This is a genomic window from Mesoplasma coleopterae (genome assembly GCF_002804245.1).
In the GTDB taxonomy this organism is placed as follows: domain Bacteria; phylum Bacillota_I; class Bacilli_A; order Mycoplasmatales; family Mycoplasmataceae; genus Mesoplasma; species Mesoplasma coleopterae.
Genome location: NZ_CP024968.1, coordinates 762,308 through 778,969, shown reverse-complemented (window position 1 = coordinate 778,969; position 16,662 = coordinate 762,308). Strand labels below are relative to the sequence as shown.

The window sequence follows — 16,662 nt, the reverse complement described above, 5'->3', positions numbered from 1 at the left end:
AAAAAAGAGGAATAAATATGACACCACACATTAGTGCTAAAAAAGAAGATATTGCAAAAACAGTTTTAATGCCTGGGGATCCATTAAGAGCTAAAAAAATTGCTGAAACATATTTAGAAAATGTTAAATTAGTTAATGAAGTTAGAAATATGTTTATGTATACTGGAACTTACAAAGGTGTAGAAGTAACTATAGCTGGAAGTGGAATGGGATGCCCAAGTATTGGAATTTATTCATACGAACTATACAATTTCTATGATGTTGAAAATATTATTAGAATTGGATCAGCAGGAAGTTACAAAGAAGAAATTAAAGTTTATGATGTTTATAATGTTAAAGAAGCTTATGGTGATAGTAACTATGCTAAATTAGCTGCTAATATTGATGATAAAGTTATTAAAGCAGGAACTGAACTTTATTCATTAATTGAAAATGTTGCTAAAGACAAAAACATAAAAACTCTTACAGGAAGAGCTCACTCAGCTGATGTATTCTATCGACATGATGATATTACTGAATTTGTAAAGGAAAATGAATTAGACGTTGTTGAAATGGAATCTGTAGCATTATTTGCTAATGCTATTAAGGCTAAAAAGCAAGCAGCATGTTTATTAACAATTTCAGACAACTTAGTAACAAAAGAAATTACAACAGCTGAAGAAAGACAAAATAACTTCATGCAAATGGTTGAAATTGCTTTAGAGGTAGCAGTTAAAACAAATAAAAATAATTAAGAATTAAATGGCACACATAAGTGTGTCTTTATTTTATGACTTGTTTTGTTATGATTTCTTTGATATATTTTTTATAAACTTGTAAAAAGAAAGAGAAAAAATTTATGTTTAAGAAAAAAGATAAAAGTTCAAAAGTTTATGAATTTTGATACTTATTTTTACTTATTGTAGGAATATGTATTGGTTCAGGAATTTACGTAAAGAATCAAGAATTGATTTCACAAACAAAGAGTCCTTGAATAGCAACAGTTTTATGACTTGTTATAGGTATGGTTTGTGTTATTTCAATCGTTGCATTTATGGAAATTGCAAAATCAACAGAAAAGCAAGGAAATGGTACAGTAAGTAATTGATGTAAATTGTTTATTAACAGAAAATTTGCATCATTTGTTTCAATTCTGTATACAACAATTTATATGCCAGCTTACCAATCAATATTTGTAAGCTTAACAATTGCTTATTTCTTTGTGTTCACTGGTGTGACACCAAATCCAGCTGCATTGCTAAGCACTTATATAATTGTTGGATTATTTTTATTTGTACTATTTGCATTTGTAAATGTTTATTCAGCAAATGCATCTAGAAAAATTCAATTTTTAACTATGTTTATAAAGTTTATACCTTTAATAGTTGCATTTTTCGCAGGATTTATAATTTATGCAATAAATCACAAAACAATGCCTGGAATGGGTTTAAGACCAAATGATAACGAAGAAATTATTTCTCCAATATTTATGAATTACTTAGGTGGAATGGGGGCTATTTTATTTTCATTTGATGGTTATATTTTTACAGCTAATACTCAAAAAAGTGCAAAGAATAAAAAAGTAGTTCCAATAGCAATTATTGCAGGCTTAATATTTATAACTTTATTTTATGTTTTAATGGCATTTTCATTATTCTTAGGTGGAGATGGTAGTGTTCAAAGTGTTTTAAAAACAGTATTTGCAGGGTTTAATACAAATCCATCGCCAAAAGCAGAAAAAGCAGCTAATACTGTTGTGTATTTAATAATGTTCTTTATTTGCTTATTCAATATCAATATGTTTACACACTTTGGAACTTCAAATTTATTATCAGATCACAATATGAAGCTAGTTTACTTAAAAGAAGGAAAAGCAAGTTTCAAAACTGCTGCATTTACACAAGCAGCAATATCAGGAACATTTTATGTTGCTTTAATTTTGATTGGTGGTTTATCTGTACATGGGGATTGAAAAGGAATTAGTACAGTGACACCACAAACTGGAAAAGAAGTCGGGTATCTAACAGGGCCAATGTTTTATGTAGGAATTATGTCTTCGGTTTGTGTAGTTTTAATTTTTATAGTAATTTCGATTCTTATGATAGCGGCAATGATTAATAGAAAAACTCAAAAAGTGAAAGTTGACGAAGTTAAATTCTTTTGACCTGCTGCAATTATAGGGACAGTATTCTTCTTATTCTTTACTATTTGTGGGTTAATTGTTTTCTTAGCGCCTCAGTTATTAGATTCAGTGGGACAAAAAACTAAGTGAACGGAAAATGGTGGAATGATGTTTACAATAATATTTATTGTAACTTTAGTCGCAACATTTGTTGTATGATTATTACAAGAAAGAATGTTCAAGAAACGTCCATTTGAAAATGGTTTTGATGGCGAAATTGACAAAGACATGAAAGTTAATAACTGAATGGCTGCCAAAGAAGCACAAGAACTTAAGGAAATGAAAAATGAATCAAAAACAAAAATTAAATCTGCCTAATATATTAACACTAATAAGACTTTTACTTGTACCTGTTGTTGTTATGCTAGTTATAGCAAACATATATCATTGAGATAAAAATTATATATTTGGAGAAAATTATAAATTAACTCTAACTATGCTATTAGCAGGAATTGTTTTCATAGTAGCAAGCATTACAGATTTTTTAGATGGGTACTTAGCTAGAAAAAACAATCAAGTTACTGATTTTGGAAAATTCTTTGATCCGATAGCTGACAAATTATTAGTTAATTCAACTTTAATTTTATTTGCATCAAGCATTGAAATTATTCCTGTGTGAGTTACTTTAATTTTAATATTAAGAGATATATTTGTAGATTTTATTAGAATGATATTAAGTTCTAAAAATGTAACATTATCAGCAGGAATTTTTGGTAAATTAAAAACTGTATTTCAAATGATTGGATTATCAATTTTATTCTTTATAAGTTCATTTACTTTTGAAATGCAGGTTTGACAAGAGCAATTAGTTTTAATACCAATGTATATTGCTGTAGCATTTAGTTTATATAGTGGTTTAGATTATTTCTTAAAAGCTAGAAAAAATTTATTTTAATTAATTAAGGAACTTGGTTCCTTTTTCTTTTGCCATGTCTAAAAAAACACGCTATGTGCTATAATAATTTAAGTTAAATAAGAAAAGAGGATGGAATAATGTTTAATAATTGAAAAATTTTTGAAAATATTTTAGGCTTTATTCCATCAGAACAAATAAAACAAAAATTAAACGAATATTATAAGATACTTCTTGAAGAAAATGCAAAGTATAATTTGACAAGAATAATTAGTGAAGAAGAAGTTTATGAAAAACATTTTTTGGATTCTTTATTATTTACTAAAGAATTTAAAATATCTGATCAAAATATTTTAGATATTGGATCTGGTCCAGGATTCCCAGGAATAGTTTTAAAAATATTTTACCCAGAAACTGAAATAACATTGGTTGATTCAAATAATAAAAAAGTGAATTTTCTAAATATTGTAATAGAAAAATTAAAATTAGAAAGAATTGTTGCAAAACATGTAAGAGCTGAAGAATTAGCAAGAATAGAAAATGAAAAATATGACGTAGTTATTTCAAGAGCTGTTGCATATCTGGATGTTATTTTGGAATTAGCATCTAGATTTGCTAAGATTGGCGGACAAATTATTTTGTTAAAGGGTCCAAGAGCAGATGATGAAATAAAAAATTCAAAAAATATTGATCAAAAATTAAAACTTAGTTTAGATAAAAAGCAGATTCTTGAAGATACTGGATTTGGTGAAAGAATAAATTTATTTTATTCAAAGAAACAATCAACGCCTGAGTTATATCCAAGAGATTATGCAAAAATAGTTAAAGAAAGTGGAAAAAAATAATGCACGCTGAATTAGAAATAGGTGACATTATAATTCTAAAAAAGCCGCACCCAAGCGGAACCTTTAAATGAGAACTTATTCGTATTGGTGCTTTATATAAATTTAGAAGCACAGATAAGTTTGATTTATTTATAGAATTAAGAAGAAATATTTTAGACAAACAAATTAAAGAAATTATTAAAAAAGAAGGAGAATAGTCATGAGTTTAAAAGTAGGAATTGTAGGATTACCAAATGTAGGTAAATCAACTTTATTTAATGCTATAACAAATTCAAATGTGGAAGCAGCTAACTACCCATTTGCAACAATAGAACCTAATGTGGGAGTTGTTGAAGTTCCAGATGAAAGATTAGATAAAATAAATGAAATTTTTAATTCAAAGAAAAAAATAGCAACAACAATTGAATTTGTTGATATTGCAGGTTTAATTGCTGGAGCTTCAAAGGGTGAAGGTTTAGGTAATGCTTTTTTGGCTAACATTAGAGAAACTGATGCTATTTGTGAAGTTGTTAGATGTTTTGACAATAAAGACATTACTCACGTTGAAGGGAATGTTGATCCTATTAGAGATATCGAAATCATTAATCTAGAATTAATGTTATCTGATGAAGCAACTATAAAAAAACGTATTGAAAGAATCACTCCAAAAGTTCGCGGTGGAGATAAAACTTTTGCAGCAGAAATGGAAGTATTAAAAAAAGCTCAACTTTGTTTAGAACAAAATAAACTTTTAAATACTTTAGAATTAAATGAAGAAGAAAACAAAATTCTTAAGGGATTCCAATTTTTAACGGCTAAAACTTTTATTTATGTTGCCAATGTTAATGATGACGAATTAATGGAAGATAATGATTATGTTAAACAAGTTAAAGAGTTTGCTTCTAAGAACAATGCCTCAGTAGTTAAAATTTGTGCAAAAATTGAAGAAGATTTAAGTGAAGCAACTCCTGAAGAAAAAGCAGAATTTTTAAATGATTTGGGAGTTAAATATTCAGGATTAGAGCAAGTTATTAAGGCTGCTTATGAAGCATTAGACTTAGAAACATATTTTACAGCAGGACCCCAAGAAGCAAGAAGCTGACAATACAAAAAAGGATGAACAGCACCTCAATGTGCAGGAGTTATTCATACTGATTTTGAAAGAGGTTTTATTAAAGCTGATATTTACAATGTACAAGATTTAATTGAATTAGGTGACGAAAAGAAAGTTAAGGAATCTGGTAAAATGCGTCTTGAAGGTAAAGGTTACGTAATGCAAGATGGTGATGTTTGTTTCTTTAAATTTAATGTCTAGTATAAAAATGAAAAAAACCTTGTCATATCAAGGTAATAATCTAAACTATACTATTACATATAAGGAACAAAAACACATCATTTTAAGGGTTGTGCAAGGTGAAGTGAGAATTAGCGCGCCACTTAATACTCCTGACTGAGAAGTTGAAAAAATTATATATAAAAATATTTCAAAAATTGTTTCCGTTCAAAATCAACATATAATTGCCTCAGTGTATGATTTAAATACATTAAAACCTTGAGTTAAAATATTTGATGAAGAAATGGAAATTATAATAGATGAAACTTTAACGAGATCAAAAATTGAAAATAATAAAATTTATATGAAAAATTATTTTGATCAAGAAGAACAAATTAAAAAACTATACAGCATATTAGCTAAGCATTATAAAAACTGATTTATATCAAGAACAATAGATTGAAGTTTAAAAATGAATGTTCAATTTAGAAATGTTAATGTTAAGCTAATGAAAGCAAAATGAGGATATTGTTTGCCAAAAGAATTAAAAATTGCGTATAATACTAAATTATTACATTTTAAAGATGAAATTATTAGTTATGTTATCATCCATGAATTAACTCATATATTGCATCCAAATCATTCAAAAGAGTTCTGGCACTTCGTTGAAAGATATTGTCCAAACTATAAGGAATTACAAATTCAATTAAATTCAACAGGAATATAGATTTTTTTATTTAAATAACCTATAATAATTTTTAGGATTTATTGGAGGTTATTATGAAAAAGTTAATTACAGTAATTCACAATAAGCCGTCAATAATCATAAATAAGTTTTTAACAACCAAATAATCGTCTTTTATAGACGATTATTTTTTTTGTAAAAACGGAAAGAGGAGGAGAAAATGCAAGAAGTAAAACAAGAAGAAATTGGCTTGGTTTTAGAACCTAGAGAAAGACCTAAAAGCTATGGTCAGTGATTTATATTTTCAATTCAACATGTATTTGCAATGTTTGGTTCAACAGTACTTGTGCCAATTATTATTAATAGTTTAGCAGGTGAGATTGTTATGACATCATCAATGGCTTTATTTTGTTCAGGGGTAGGTACATTAATTTATATTGCTCTTACTAAGGCAAAAGTTCCAATGTATTTAGGAAGTTCGTTTGCTTATATGACAGCAATTGGAATGAATTATCAAGCTTATGGAAATTCAGTATTTGTGGCTATTATGGTTGCAGGACTAATTTATATTTTATTTGGAATATTAGTTTACTATTTGGGCACTGATTTTATTGAAAAAATATTCCCAGTTATTGTTATAGGGCCTTTAATAATGGTTATTGGATTAAGTGCTGCTCCATCAGCACTTGTTAACGCAGGAATAACAAGTTCAAAAAGTTGAACTGAGGCAGCAAAGGGTTATAAACAATGAATTGCTGCATTAATTGCTTTGTTCACTTTTATGATAACAGTGATAGTTACATTAAAAGCTAAAGGTATAGCAAAAGTTATACCGGTAATGATTGGTATTTTGTCAGGTTTTGCGTTAAGTTTAATAATTCATTTTTCAATGAAAAATTCAGCATTAATAGATACCACAAAAATAACTGATGTTTCACAGTGAGAGTGATATCCTTCGTTTAAACCTTTATGAAAACAAGAAGCAAAAAATATTTTGCCTGCTATATTAGCAATTTCACCATTAGCAATAATTGCAATGGCTGAACATATTGGTGATCATATAGCTATGGGATATATAACTAAAAAGGATTTTGTAAAAGACCCTGGTATTCATAGAACATTAATTGCAGATGGTATTTCAATTGTATTTGACGGTATAGTTGGTGGACCACCAAATACAACATATGGTGAAAATACGGCGGTTGTAGGTATGACAAAAGTTGCGTCTGTGTGAGTTACAGGTGGGGCTGCTGTTATAGCAATTATATTATCATTTGTTGCGCCAGTTAACCAAACAATATCTATGCTACCAGAACCAGTAATGGGTGGTGTTGGAATGATCATGTTTGGATTTATAAGTATAAATGGTGTAAGAATTATGGTTACAAGTAAAACTGACTTTATGAATATGCGAAATGTATTTATTTCAGCAACTGTTTTAGTAATAGGAGTTGTTCTTAGTGTGCTTGGTGAAGGAATAGACATTGGTTCATTCAATCTTCCAGGATTAGGATTGGCAGCATTTACAGGAATTATTCTAAATTTAATATTACCAACTAAACTTAATGAAGGATTTTGAATAATAAAATGAGTAAAATCAAAATTCAAAAAATAAAATACTTGCCGCTTAATTTTAATCTTTTGTTATTATTAAATTAATTGGTTAGTTAATTTTTCTAACATTCAAATGTTAAATATAATTTATTCTTTTTTGTATAATAAGTTTTTAAGGTGGTAGAGCATGAAAAAAGTTGAAAAAATTTTAAAAAATAATGTGTTTATTGATGAAAAAACACATAAATATTATTTAGATGGAATAGAGGTAGAAAAGCCAAGTGTCACTAAGTTAATCGACTTATTACCCCATCATGTTTTTGATACATCATTTGCCGAAACACCAGAAGGAAAACAAATACTTGAATTCGGAATAACTAGAGGGCTTCATTTGCATAAAATTGCTGAAGATTTCATAAATAATGGAGTTGAAAAAAGTTGTTGTAAAGCTTATTCACATGCTGAAATGAAAGACTGATTAATATGAGTTTTAAATGAAATAATGGCTGAATATCCTGAGACAGAAGGATGAGAAATAATAAGTGAATTATCAATGATAGGTAAAGAATATGTTGGTACATTGGATATATTATTAATTAATTCAAAACTAAAAAAATATGTGATTGGTGACATTAAAACAACAAAGTTACTTGCTAAAAATAAAGAAGCATTACAAGTTGTTTTATACAACGAATTGTTGAAAGAAAGATTTAAACAAGTTAAATTTATAAATTTTGAATTGCAAAATTATTTTGTAATAAATTGTAATAATATTAACAAGCAAATTTATTTAATAGATGATGAAACACTGGAAAATGCATTAAAAGAAAAAGAAGAAATTTTTTCAATTTTAAAATCGTAATAAAAAAGGTAAAGAATTAATCCTTTGCCTTTTCTTTTTCTTCTTTTGGTTTAGCTACATATTCTAATCAAGAACCGTCTTTTTGTTCATATTCACGGTATCCACATTTTGTAGTAGTAAAGTTTGAACAACCTCTTCCTCTACCAAATTTTGATTTAATAAATACTAGACTACCTTCATGACATCTAGGACATTTAATGTCACTAGTTTTTGCTTCTTGAATTTGTGCTTTAACTGATTCACTAAGTTCTTCATAAATAGATTTAATTCAATCTTTATGATCAAAGTTTCCTTCAGCAATTTTATCAAGATTTTGTTCCATTTTAGCAGTGTAATTAACATTAAAGAAATCTTCATATTTTTCATATAAAAATTCTTCTGCTTGATAACCTTTTTCAGTTACTTCAAAAGGTTTACCTCTATGAGGTATAGCATATTCACGTTCTTTCAGTTTCGAAAGAGTTGGAGTATAAGTTGAAGGTCTGCCAATTCCTAAATCTTTCAATTCTCTAACAAGGCTAGCTTGGTTAAACATCCTTGGAGGAGAAGTTTTAGCATCTTCAGTAACAATTGCTTCTTTACCTATAGTAAATACATAATTTTCTTTAAATTCAAAAGGAGGTTTAACTTCATCATCATTTAAAATCTCATCATCATTTTCGTCTAATTCAATATCTTCATCGGTTTCTGATTTATCTAATTTGTTATATCCTAAATCTAAAACTTCTTTTCAACTTTGTTTAAATTCATAACCATTATTTCAGAAAGTTCAATTATGGTAGAAACCACTTGGACCTTTCATTAATGATTTAACAGTATTTCACCAAATTAAATTATAAAGTCTAATCATATTTTTATCTTCTATTTGAGAAGATATGTTTTCAGGTCTTTGATTTAAATCAGTTGGTCTGATTGATTCATGGGCCTCTTGAGCATTAGCTTGTATTTTAATTGTAACAGCTTCTTTAAAAAGATCACCTTTGAAATTTTTATTAATAAAGTTTTTAGCCTCAACGACAAAGTCACTTGAGTATCTATTTGAGTCTGTTCTTATATAAGTAACAAGTCCAGCTTCATAAAGTTTTTGAGCAGCAACTGTAATTTGAGCAGCACTCATTCTTAATTTACTAAATCCATCTTGTAATAAACTTGCTGTAGAGTAAGGTTTGAAACTTCTAACTTCAAACTCTTTAGCTTTATATTTTGTACACTTGTATTCAACGCCTAAGTTATTTTTAATAACTTTTGATTGTTCTTCAGATATGTAATAGTTTTTTGGATCATTAACCACTAGGTTATTATCATCTTTATATAAAAATAATTTAACATTTTGTTTTTGGTCAACAACAAATATTTTTTTGTAAATAGTTTCAACAAAAGCTTTAATAATTTTGTCTCGATCAACAAGAATTTTTAATGCTGGAGTTTGTACCCTACCAGCACTTAATAATCCAGTACTTTTTTGCAAAGAATTAGAAACCATGTACCCAATTATTTTATCTAGCATTTGTCTAGATAATTGCGCATTAACTAAATCCAAATCAATTTCTCTCATTTCACCAAAAGCTTTGACAACAGCACTCTCAGTAATTTCATTAAATGTTATTCTCTTTATTTCCTTGTTATCTTTTGTAAACAAATTTGCAAGGTGTCAAGCAATTGCTTCTCCTTCACGGTCAGGATCGGAAGCAAGAATTATTTTGTCAGCATTTTTTCCAGCTTTAGTAATTTCAGAAACATTTTTTCTCTTGGTTGTTTCAATCTTAAAAGTTGGTGTCATTGTTTGAAGGTCTATACCTAAACCTCAAGGCCCTGAGTCGGCGATTTTATTAATGTGCCCACCACTAGCTAAAACCTCAAAAGAATCCTCTGGAAAGTTTTTTGTAAGGTAATGTTTTATTTTGTCAACCTTTGATGGTGATTCAAGTAATACTAAATATTTTGTCATATTCACACTTCTTTCATTGATTAATTAAAACCTTTTCAAGAAAAAATTTCAACTAAAATCGCTTTTTTTAAATTTCTGACTATATATATTATTAAATTAAAACTATAGTTTTATCATAACTTTTTACTTTTTTAAAAATAAGACTATAATATAAATAATTTCAAAAAAGGAGTAAAAATGAAAACTGTTATTATTGGTGGTTCTGCAACTGGTATGGGTGTTGCTGCTAAACTTAAAAGATTAGATCATGAAAGCGAAATAATTGTTATTCAAGATAAAGAATATGTTTCATTGGGCGCATGTGGAATCCCATATTATGTAGGTCACAATTTTGAAAATCCTGAAACATTAATTGCAAGAAAAATTGAAAAGTTTGAAGAATCAGGAATTTCTGTATTAAGTAAAACTAAAGTCAAAAATATTGATTTTGATAATAAAGTCATTTCATTTGAAAATGAAAAAATTACTTATGATAATTTGGTAATTGCTGTTGGAGCTAAACCTATAATCCCAGATATTAAGAATATTGATGCTAAGAATATTTTTACTGTTAATTCTAAAGAGGACGGAATAATTATTAAAAACACTATTACTGATAGTAGTAAAGTGCTAATAATAGGATCAGGACTTATAGGGCTTGAAATGGTTGAAAATATCAGACACGCAACAAAAGCAAAAATAACAATCATTGAAAAGGCCGATCGTGTGCTTAAAAATTTATTTGATAAAGAGTTTACTGAATTAGTTGAAAGTGAAATTACTAAACAAGATATAAAACTATGTAAAGAAAATGAAATAATCGAATTTATAAAAGATTCAAATAATAAAGTTTGTGCAGCCAAAACAATAAAAGGTGAAATTATTGAGTGTGATGTTGTTATTTTAAGTATTGGTGTTTTACCAAATACACATTTTTTAAAGGATTCAAAATTGGAATTAGAAAAAAATGGAGCTATTAAAATTAATGAATATTGTGAAACTAATATTCCAAATGTCTATGCAGGGGGAGATTGTTGTAGTAGTTTGAGTTATTTATATAAAAACACAAGAACATTTTACCTAGCAACTGTTGCTAACAAACAAGCAAAAATTATAGCAAATAATATAAATGAAAATAAATCTAGTAAATTCGTTGGAGCATTAGGAACAACAATAATAAGGTTTTTTGACTTAGAACTAGCAAGAACTGGTGAAAATAGAATGTTTATTGAAATGAACAACATACAAACAAAAGAAGTATTAATAAATGATAAAGATCATACTAATTATGTAAGTGGTCAAGAAGATTTATGATTAAGAATAATTATTGATTTGAAGACAAAAGAAATCATAAACGCACAAATGATAGGTAAAAATAAATCTGTTTTAAGAATTTATGGACTTGTTGGATTAATTTGAGCAAAGACTAAAGTGGATGAAGCTTTAGAGCAAATTGATTTACCATATTCTCCACCATTTTCACGAACAACAGATATTATTCATATTGCTATAAGTAAATTAATATAAAATAAATAATGAAAAAAAGAGGATATAAAAATGTTATTAAGTAGTTTTAAAGAAACTTTTCTTCAAAACTTTTTAAGCATAAGCACATGGCAATCACTTTTAGCGATTGTATTGTTTTTTGGTTTAATGGGTGGGTTTTGATATGGATTGAAACAAATAAAAATTAAGTTTGTATACAGAATTTTAATTGGAATGAGTATAGGATTGATATTTGGTATAGTTATTCAAGCAATTATAGGTTTCCCTGGAGGTTCATGATTTTCACATGATGGAAAATCAGCTTGGGCACTAGTTGATGGTAACTGATTAGATATTTCAGAATATTATATTCAAAAACCAAATCTTCAGGGAATGGATGAAATAAAAGGTAATTATGTTCAAATAAAAACAATAATCGGAATAGAAGGATATGAAGCAGTAGTAAATGGTCTAACAAAACTATCTTTATTTAAAGATGCTAAAGGTGAAAATCTTGCTTTTATTTCTGCAATTTCTTTTTCACCAGAAATCAAATCTGGGATTGATTGAATAATTGAATTCAATACATGAGCATCAATGTTAAGACAAATATTTATTAATGGTATTTTACTAATTACAATACCAGTTGTATTTATTGCAATTTTTAGAGTTGTTGCTAAACCTGGAAGTAAGGGTTTGGGAAGAATATCAGGAAAAGCTATAGCTATATTATTAATTAACGTTGCTATAGCTTTCACAATAACTTTCTGAATAGGATATGTTTTAAAAATTGGAAAGGGATTAAATTTTGATCAACAAATACCTGGCGGTTCTGGAAGAACAGACTCTAAAGCATTACCAGAAATAATTTGAGGGTATATACCATCTAATTTTGTTGCTACATTATCAGCAACAGCAATTATACCTGTTATTGTTCTTGCTGCCTTAATTGGATATGCTACAACATTTGTAAGGAAAAAACATCCTGAGTCAATGGATAATTTAATGAACTTCATGGACAGAGCTTGAGATATAGTTATGTCTATATTAATGACATTTATGAAAATAATGCCATTAGCAGTAATGGCTATGCTAACAACATCAATTACAACTAGAGCAATAGGAGCACTTGCATCTATTGGTTTAATATTAGCTGTTGGATATTTAGGTTTAATAATTATGTTAGGATTTATGACATTAATTTTATTTTTATCAGGAATAAATGTAAAAGCATGATGAAAAAATGCATGAAAACCTTTAATCCAAGGTTTCTCAACACAATCATCAAATGCAACATTGCCAGTTACAATTGACACTTTAACAAATGAAATGAAAATTAAAGATAAAGTAACAAGTATTGTTGCACCTTTATCAACATCTCTTGGATTAGTAGCTTGTGCAGGAGTTCAAGCCGGACTAATAACATCTGTTTTATATACAGGATCAGCAACGGTTGCTGAGATGAATATTTTTGCATTCTTTATTTTAGGATTATTCACAACAATAGTAGCAAGTATTGGAATTGCTGGTGTACCTGGTACAGCAACAGTTGTTACATCAGCTGTTTTAAATGGAATTGGTTTTGGAACATTCTTTGCCCCTGTATATGCAATTTTTGGAGCAATTGATGGTTTATTTGACATGGGTAGAACAGCAACTAATGTAACTGGAGGAGTTTTTGCAGCCACACTTGTAGCGAAAGATGAATTATTATTTGATGAAGGAACTGAATTAATTTCAGAAAAAAAACTAAAAACATTAATAGAAAATAAAAATTTAAAAGAAGAAAGTAAAAAAACAAAACAAGCCGATAAAGAAGCTAATAAAGTTGAAAAACAAAAAAACAAAGTTGAAAAGCAAAAAGCTGAAAAGAAAACAAAAAAATAAAAAAATTGGTAAAATAAATAAAGTTTGAAAATAAAGGAGAATACATGACTAAGTTTAGATTAAGATATGCACCTTCACCAACAGGTTTTTTACATATTGGGAATACAAGAACAGCTTTAATGAATTATTTATTTGCTAAACACTATAATGGAGACTTTATTGTAAGAATAGAAGATACTGATTTAGAAAGAAATGTTGATGGAGCCATTGAGTCACAATTTGAAAATTTAAATTGATTAGGGATAAATGCAGATGAATCTTTTTTAAAACCGGGTGATTCTAAATATGGTAAATATATGCAGTCACAAAAGTTTGAAAGATATGAACAATTAGCTAATGAACTTATTTCTCAAAAAAAAGCATATCGTTGTTTTTGTACAACTGAAGAGTTAGAAAAAGATTATGAAGAACAAGTTACTAAAGGAATCATAGCAACTAAATACTCAGGTAAATGTGCAAAACTAAGTGAACTTGAAATTCAATCAAACTTGAAATCAAATAAAGATTTTTCAATAAGATTCTTAGTCCCAGAAACTGTTTTAAATATTAAGGACTTTATAAAAGGTGACATTACATTTGATTCAAAAGAATTAGGTGATTTTGTTATTTTAAAAACTAATAAAATTGCAACATATAATTTTGCTGTTGTAGTTGATGATTTTGATATGGAAATTTCTCATGTATTAAGAGGAGAAGAACATATTTCAAATACTCCTAGACAAATTTTAATTTATCAAGCATTTGGATGAAAAACTCCAGAGTTTGGTCACATGTCATTAATAGTTGATTCAACAGGTAAAAAATTATCAAAAAGAAGTGGTAATGCTTTATTCTTCATTGAACAATACAAAAACCAAGGTTATTTACCAGAAGCAATGTTCAACTATATTTCATTACTAGGATGATCACCTGTTGGAGAAAAAGAATTGTTAACTAAACAAGAATTGATTGCAATGTTTGATGATAAACGTTTTAGTAAATCTCCTTCAACATTTGATATGACAAAAATGAAGTGAATAAATTCTCAATATATGAAAGCATTGACTGAAGAACAATATTTAGAATTTACAAAAAAATTCATCAACAAAGATGAATTCAATATATCTTTAAAAACAGAAGAATGATTAAATCAAGTTTTATTATTATTTAAAAAAGAATTAGAATTTGCTGAACAAATTAACAAACACTTGTCAATATTCTTTAAAGACATGGAAATTTCGAATGAAACTCTTGAAGTATTAAAATCAATTAATGAAAACAAAAAAGTTATTGAAGAATTTAAAAATCAAATTAATGATATATCTAATTGAGAAGTTGAATCTATTAAATTATTAATTAAATCAGTTAGTGAAATAACAAACAAAAAAGGCAAAGAACTATTCATGCCAATTAGAATCGCAGCTTCAAATTCTGAACATGGGCCTTCATTAGCAGATGTTATTTATTTATTGGGAAAAGAAAAGGTTTTAGCAAATATTGCTAAAATTAAATAGGTATTAGTATGGAAAAAGTTTTTAGAGATAGTGTGCATGGTGATATTTTATACATGATGAAATTTTCATGGAAATAATTAATACCCCAGAAATGCAACGCTTAAGAAGAATACTTCAACTAGGTGGTGCTCAATTTGCTTATGCAGGAGCATCACATACAAGATTTACACACTGTATTGGTGTTTATCATATAATTTCACAATTCCTTCAATCACCAGATTTTATTAAAATATCTGAAAAAGATAAAATAAATGTTTTACTTGCAGGATTAATGCATGATATTGGACATGGACCATTTTCTCATACATTTGAAAAAATAAGTAAGAGAAGTCACGAAGAATATAGTGCTGACATAATTAGAAATCCAAAAGGAAATATTTCGAAAATATTAAAAAAACATAAAGTTAATCCAGAAGATATAATTGCTATATTAGAAGGAAAACATCCAAATAAAATTTTAAATTCTTTAGTAAGTAGTCAATTAGATGCAGATAGAATTGACTACTTAATGAGAGATTCATATTACTGTGGTGTTAACTACGCTTCATTAGATACAGAGTTTTTAATTAGAAGTGTTAGAATCGTAGATGATAAGATTGTTTTTCCAAAAAAAACGATTCATGCAATCGAATCTTATTTACTTGGAAGATATCATATGTACAAACAAGTTTATGAGCATAAAATATCAACAGGGTTTGATGTAACACTTATAAGTTGATTTGAAAGAATAGTTGATTTAAACAAAAAAGGATATGAATTTAATGACCAAAGAATAAAAAATTATTTTAGTTATATTTTTAATGGACAAAATATTCCGATAGATTTATACTTAATTTTAGATGATTTTACAATGATTGATATCATGAAAAGTTGTCAGAATGAAAACGATCATATTCTTAGTGATTTATCAGAGAGATTAATTAATAGAAATTTCTTAAAATTAAAGGAAGCTGATGAATTTAAAATAAGGGAAATTAAAACTTTATTAAAAGAAGAAGGAAAAGAAACAAAATATTACTTTATCGAGCCAAAATTCAAAAAACCAAGTATTTATAAAGACGGTGAAATTGATGGCAAAGATCAAACTATATATATAGTTGATAAAAACAACACGGTGAAATCATTAACCAAATTTAGTTTATTAGCTAATACAGTTAAATATATTGAAGATGAAAAAACAATTAAAAAATACTTTTTCCCAAAAGAAGTAATGTAAAAATAGAAAGTAAGGGTGAATAGAATGGAAAGTTTATCAAATATTGATTTAGTTTACCAAGTTTTAAAAAAACGTAAGAATCCAATGAAATTAATGGCTATTTGAGATGCAATTAAAGATAAAGCAATCAATCATAAAAATGATGAAAATGAAGCTATTGCAGATTTATATAGTGATTTAGTTCTTGATGTTAGATTTGCTCTTTCTACTAAAGGCGAGTGAGCTTTAAGCGATGACTCAAAAATTGAAGATGTTAAGAAAAAGTTTGACTCAAAACCAATTAAAAATAAAACAATTGAAACTGATGATGAGATAGAAGATAAAATATCAGAAGATGAGGATGACGAAAATCCTGAAATTTATGATGATCTATTCGTTGAAGAGGAAGAAGACGATTCAACTTCAATCTATTATAATGAAGATGAAGACGAAAATATGTAAT

General features: G+C 27.5%; 15 protein-coding genes. 14 read left to right on the top strand and 1 reads right to left on the bottom strand.

Annotated features, from left to right (window positions below):
* The first annotated feature begins 17 nt into the window (after window positions 1-17).
* From deoD to MCOLE_RS03495, 9 genes are all read left to right on the top strand, one after another.
* Window positions 18-734 (top strand): purine-nucleoside phosphorylase, encoded by a 717-nt coding sequence (deoD, locus tag MCOLE_RS03535; protein WP_100671490.1) that lies wholly within the window; start codon window positions 18-20, stop codon window positions 732-734.
* A 104-nt stretch (window positions 735-838) separates the two neighbouring features.
* Window positions 839-2,479, top strand: a complete 1,641-nt coding sequence (locus MCOLE_RS03530; RefSeq protein WP_164703833.1) for an APC family permease — start codon at window positions 839-841, stop codon at window positions 2,477-2,479.
* Window positions 2,448-3,056 carry a CDP-diacylglycerol--glycerol-3-phosphate 3-phosphatidyltransferase gene (gene pgsA / locus MCOLE_RS03525; RefSeq protein ID WP_100671488.1) on the top strand — a complete coding sequence of 203 codons (609 nt, stop codon included), beginning with the start codon at window positions 2,448-2,450 and terminating at the stop codon, window positions 3,054-3,056. Before MCOLE_RS03530 ends, pgsA begins: the two co-directional genes overlap by 32 nt.
* Before the next feature lie 98 nt (window positions 3,057-3,154).
* A complete protein-coding gene (gene rsmG, locus MCOLE_RS03520) occupies window positions 3,155-3,859 on the top strand; it encodes a 16S rRNA (guanine(527)-N(7))-methyltransferase RsmG (protein ID WP_100671486.1) in 705 nt (234 codons plus the stop codon).
* The gene (locus tag MCOLE_RS03515) at window positions 3,859-4,056 is read left to right on the top strand and encodes a DUF951 family protein (protein WP_100671484.1); all 198 of its coding nucleotides are present in this window, start codon (window positions 3,859-3,861) and stop codon (window positions 4,054-4,056) included. The genes rsmG and MCOLE_RS03515 overlap by 1 nt, the downstream gene beginning before the upstream one ends.
* 2 nt (window positions 4,057-4,058) lie before the next feature.
* Entirely contained in the window at window positions 4,059-5,153 is a 1,095-nt protein-coding gene (ychF, locus tag MCOLE_RS03510; protein ID WP_100671482.1) for a redox-regulated ATPase YchF, read from the top strand.
* Window positions 5,154-5,160: 7 nt separating this feature from the next.
* On the top strand, window positions 5,161-5,838 hold the full coding sequence (locus MCOLE_RS03505; RefSeq protein ID WP_241033075.1) for a YgjP family zinc-dependent metalloprotease: 678 nt from the start codon (window positions 5,161-5,163) through the stop codon (window positions 5,836-5,838).
* A gap of 178 nt (window positions 5,839-6,016) precedes the next feature.
* A complete protein-coding gene (locus MCOLE_RS03500; protein WP_100671480.1) occupies window positions 6,017-7,411 on the top strand; it encodes a uracil-xanthine permease family protein in 1,395 nt (464 codons plus the stop codon).
* A 126-nt stretch (window positions 7,412-7,537) separates the two neighbouring features.
* Complete coding sequence (locus MCOLE_RS03495) at window positions 7,538-8,212, top strand: hypothetical protein (RefSeq protein ID WP_100671478.1); 675 nt, start codon at window positions 7,538-7,540, stop codon at window positions 8,210-8,212.
* A gap of 16 nt (window positions 8,213-8,228) precedes the next feature.
* On the opposite strand, the gene MCOLE_RS03490 is transcribed toward MCOLE_RS03495, so the two are convergent.
* Window positions 8,229-10,160, bottom strand: a complete 1,932-nt coding sequence (locus MCOLE_RS03490; RefSeq protein WP_100671476.1) for a type IA DNA topoisomerase — start codon at window positions 10,158-10,160, stop codon at window positions 8,229-8,231.
* Window positions 10,161-10,337: 177 nt separating this feature from the next.
* On the opposite strand from MCOLE_RS03490, the gene MCOLE_RS03485 reads away from it, so the two are divergent.
* From MCOLE_RS03485 to rpoE, 5 genes are all read left to right on the top strand, one after another.
* Window positions 10,338-11,666, top strand: a complete 1,329-nt coding sequence (locus tag MCOLE_RS03485) for an FAD-dependent oxidoreductase (RefSeq protein WP_100671474.1) — start codon at window positions 10,338-10,340, stop codon at window positions 11,664-11,666.
* A 30-nt stretch (window positions 11,667-11,696) separates the two neighbouring features.
* Complete coding sequence (locus MCOLE_RS03480) at window positions 11,697-13,511, top strand: dicarboxylate/amino acid:cation symporter (protein ID WP_244161453.1); 1,815 nt, start codon at window positions 11,697-11,699, stop codon at window positions 13,509-13,511.
* A 44-nt stretch (window positions 13,512-13,555) separates the two neighbouring features.
* A complete protein-coding gene (gltX, locus tag MCOLE_RS03475; RefSeq protein ID WP_100671472.1) occupies window positions 13,556-15,004 on the top strand; it encodes a glutamate--tRNA ligase in 1,449 nt (482 codons plus the stop codon).
* Window positions 15,005-15,071: 67 nt separating this feature from the next.
* Window positions 15,072-16,220 carry an HD domain-containing protein gene (locus MCOLE_RS03470; protein WP_208612157.1) on the top strand — a complete coding sequence of 383 codons (1,149 nt, stop codon included), beginning with the start codon at window positions 15,072-15,074 and terminating at the stop codon, window positions 16,218-16,220.
* Window positions 16,221-16,244: 24 nt separating this feature from the next.
* A complete protein-coding gene (gene rpoE / locus MCOLE_RS03465; RefSeq protein WP_167373859.1) occupies window positions 16,245-16,661 on the top strand; it encodes a DNA-directed RNA polymerase subunit delta in 417 nt (138 codons plus the stop codon).
* Window position 16,662 lies beyond the last annotated feature (1 nt).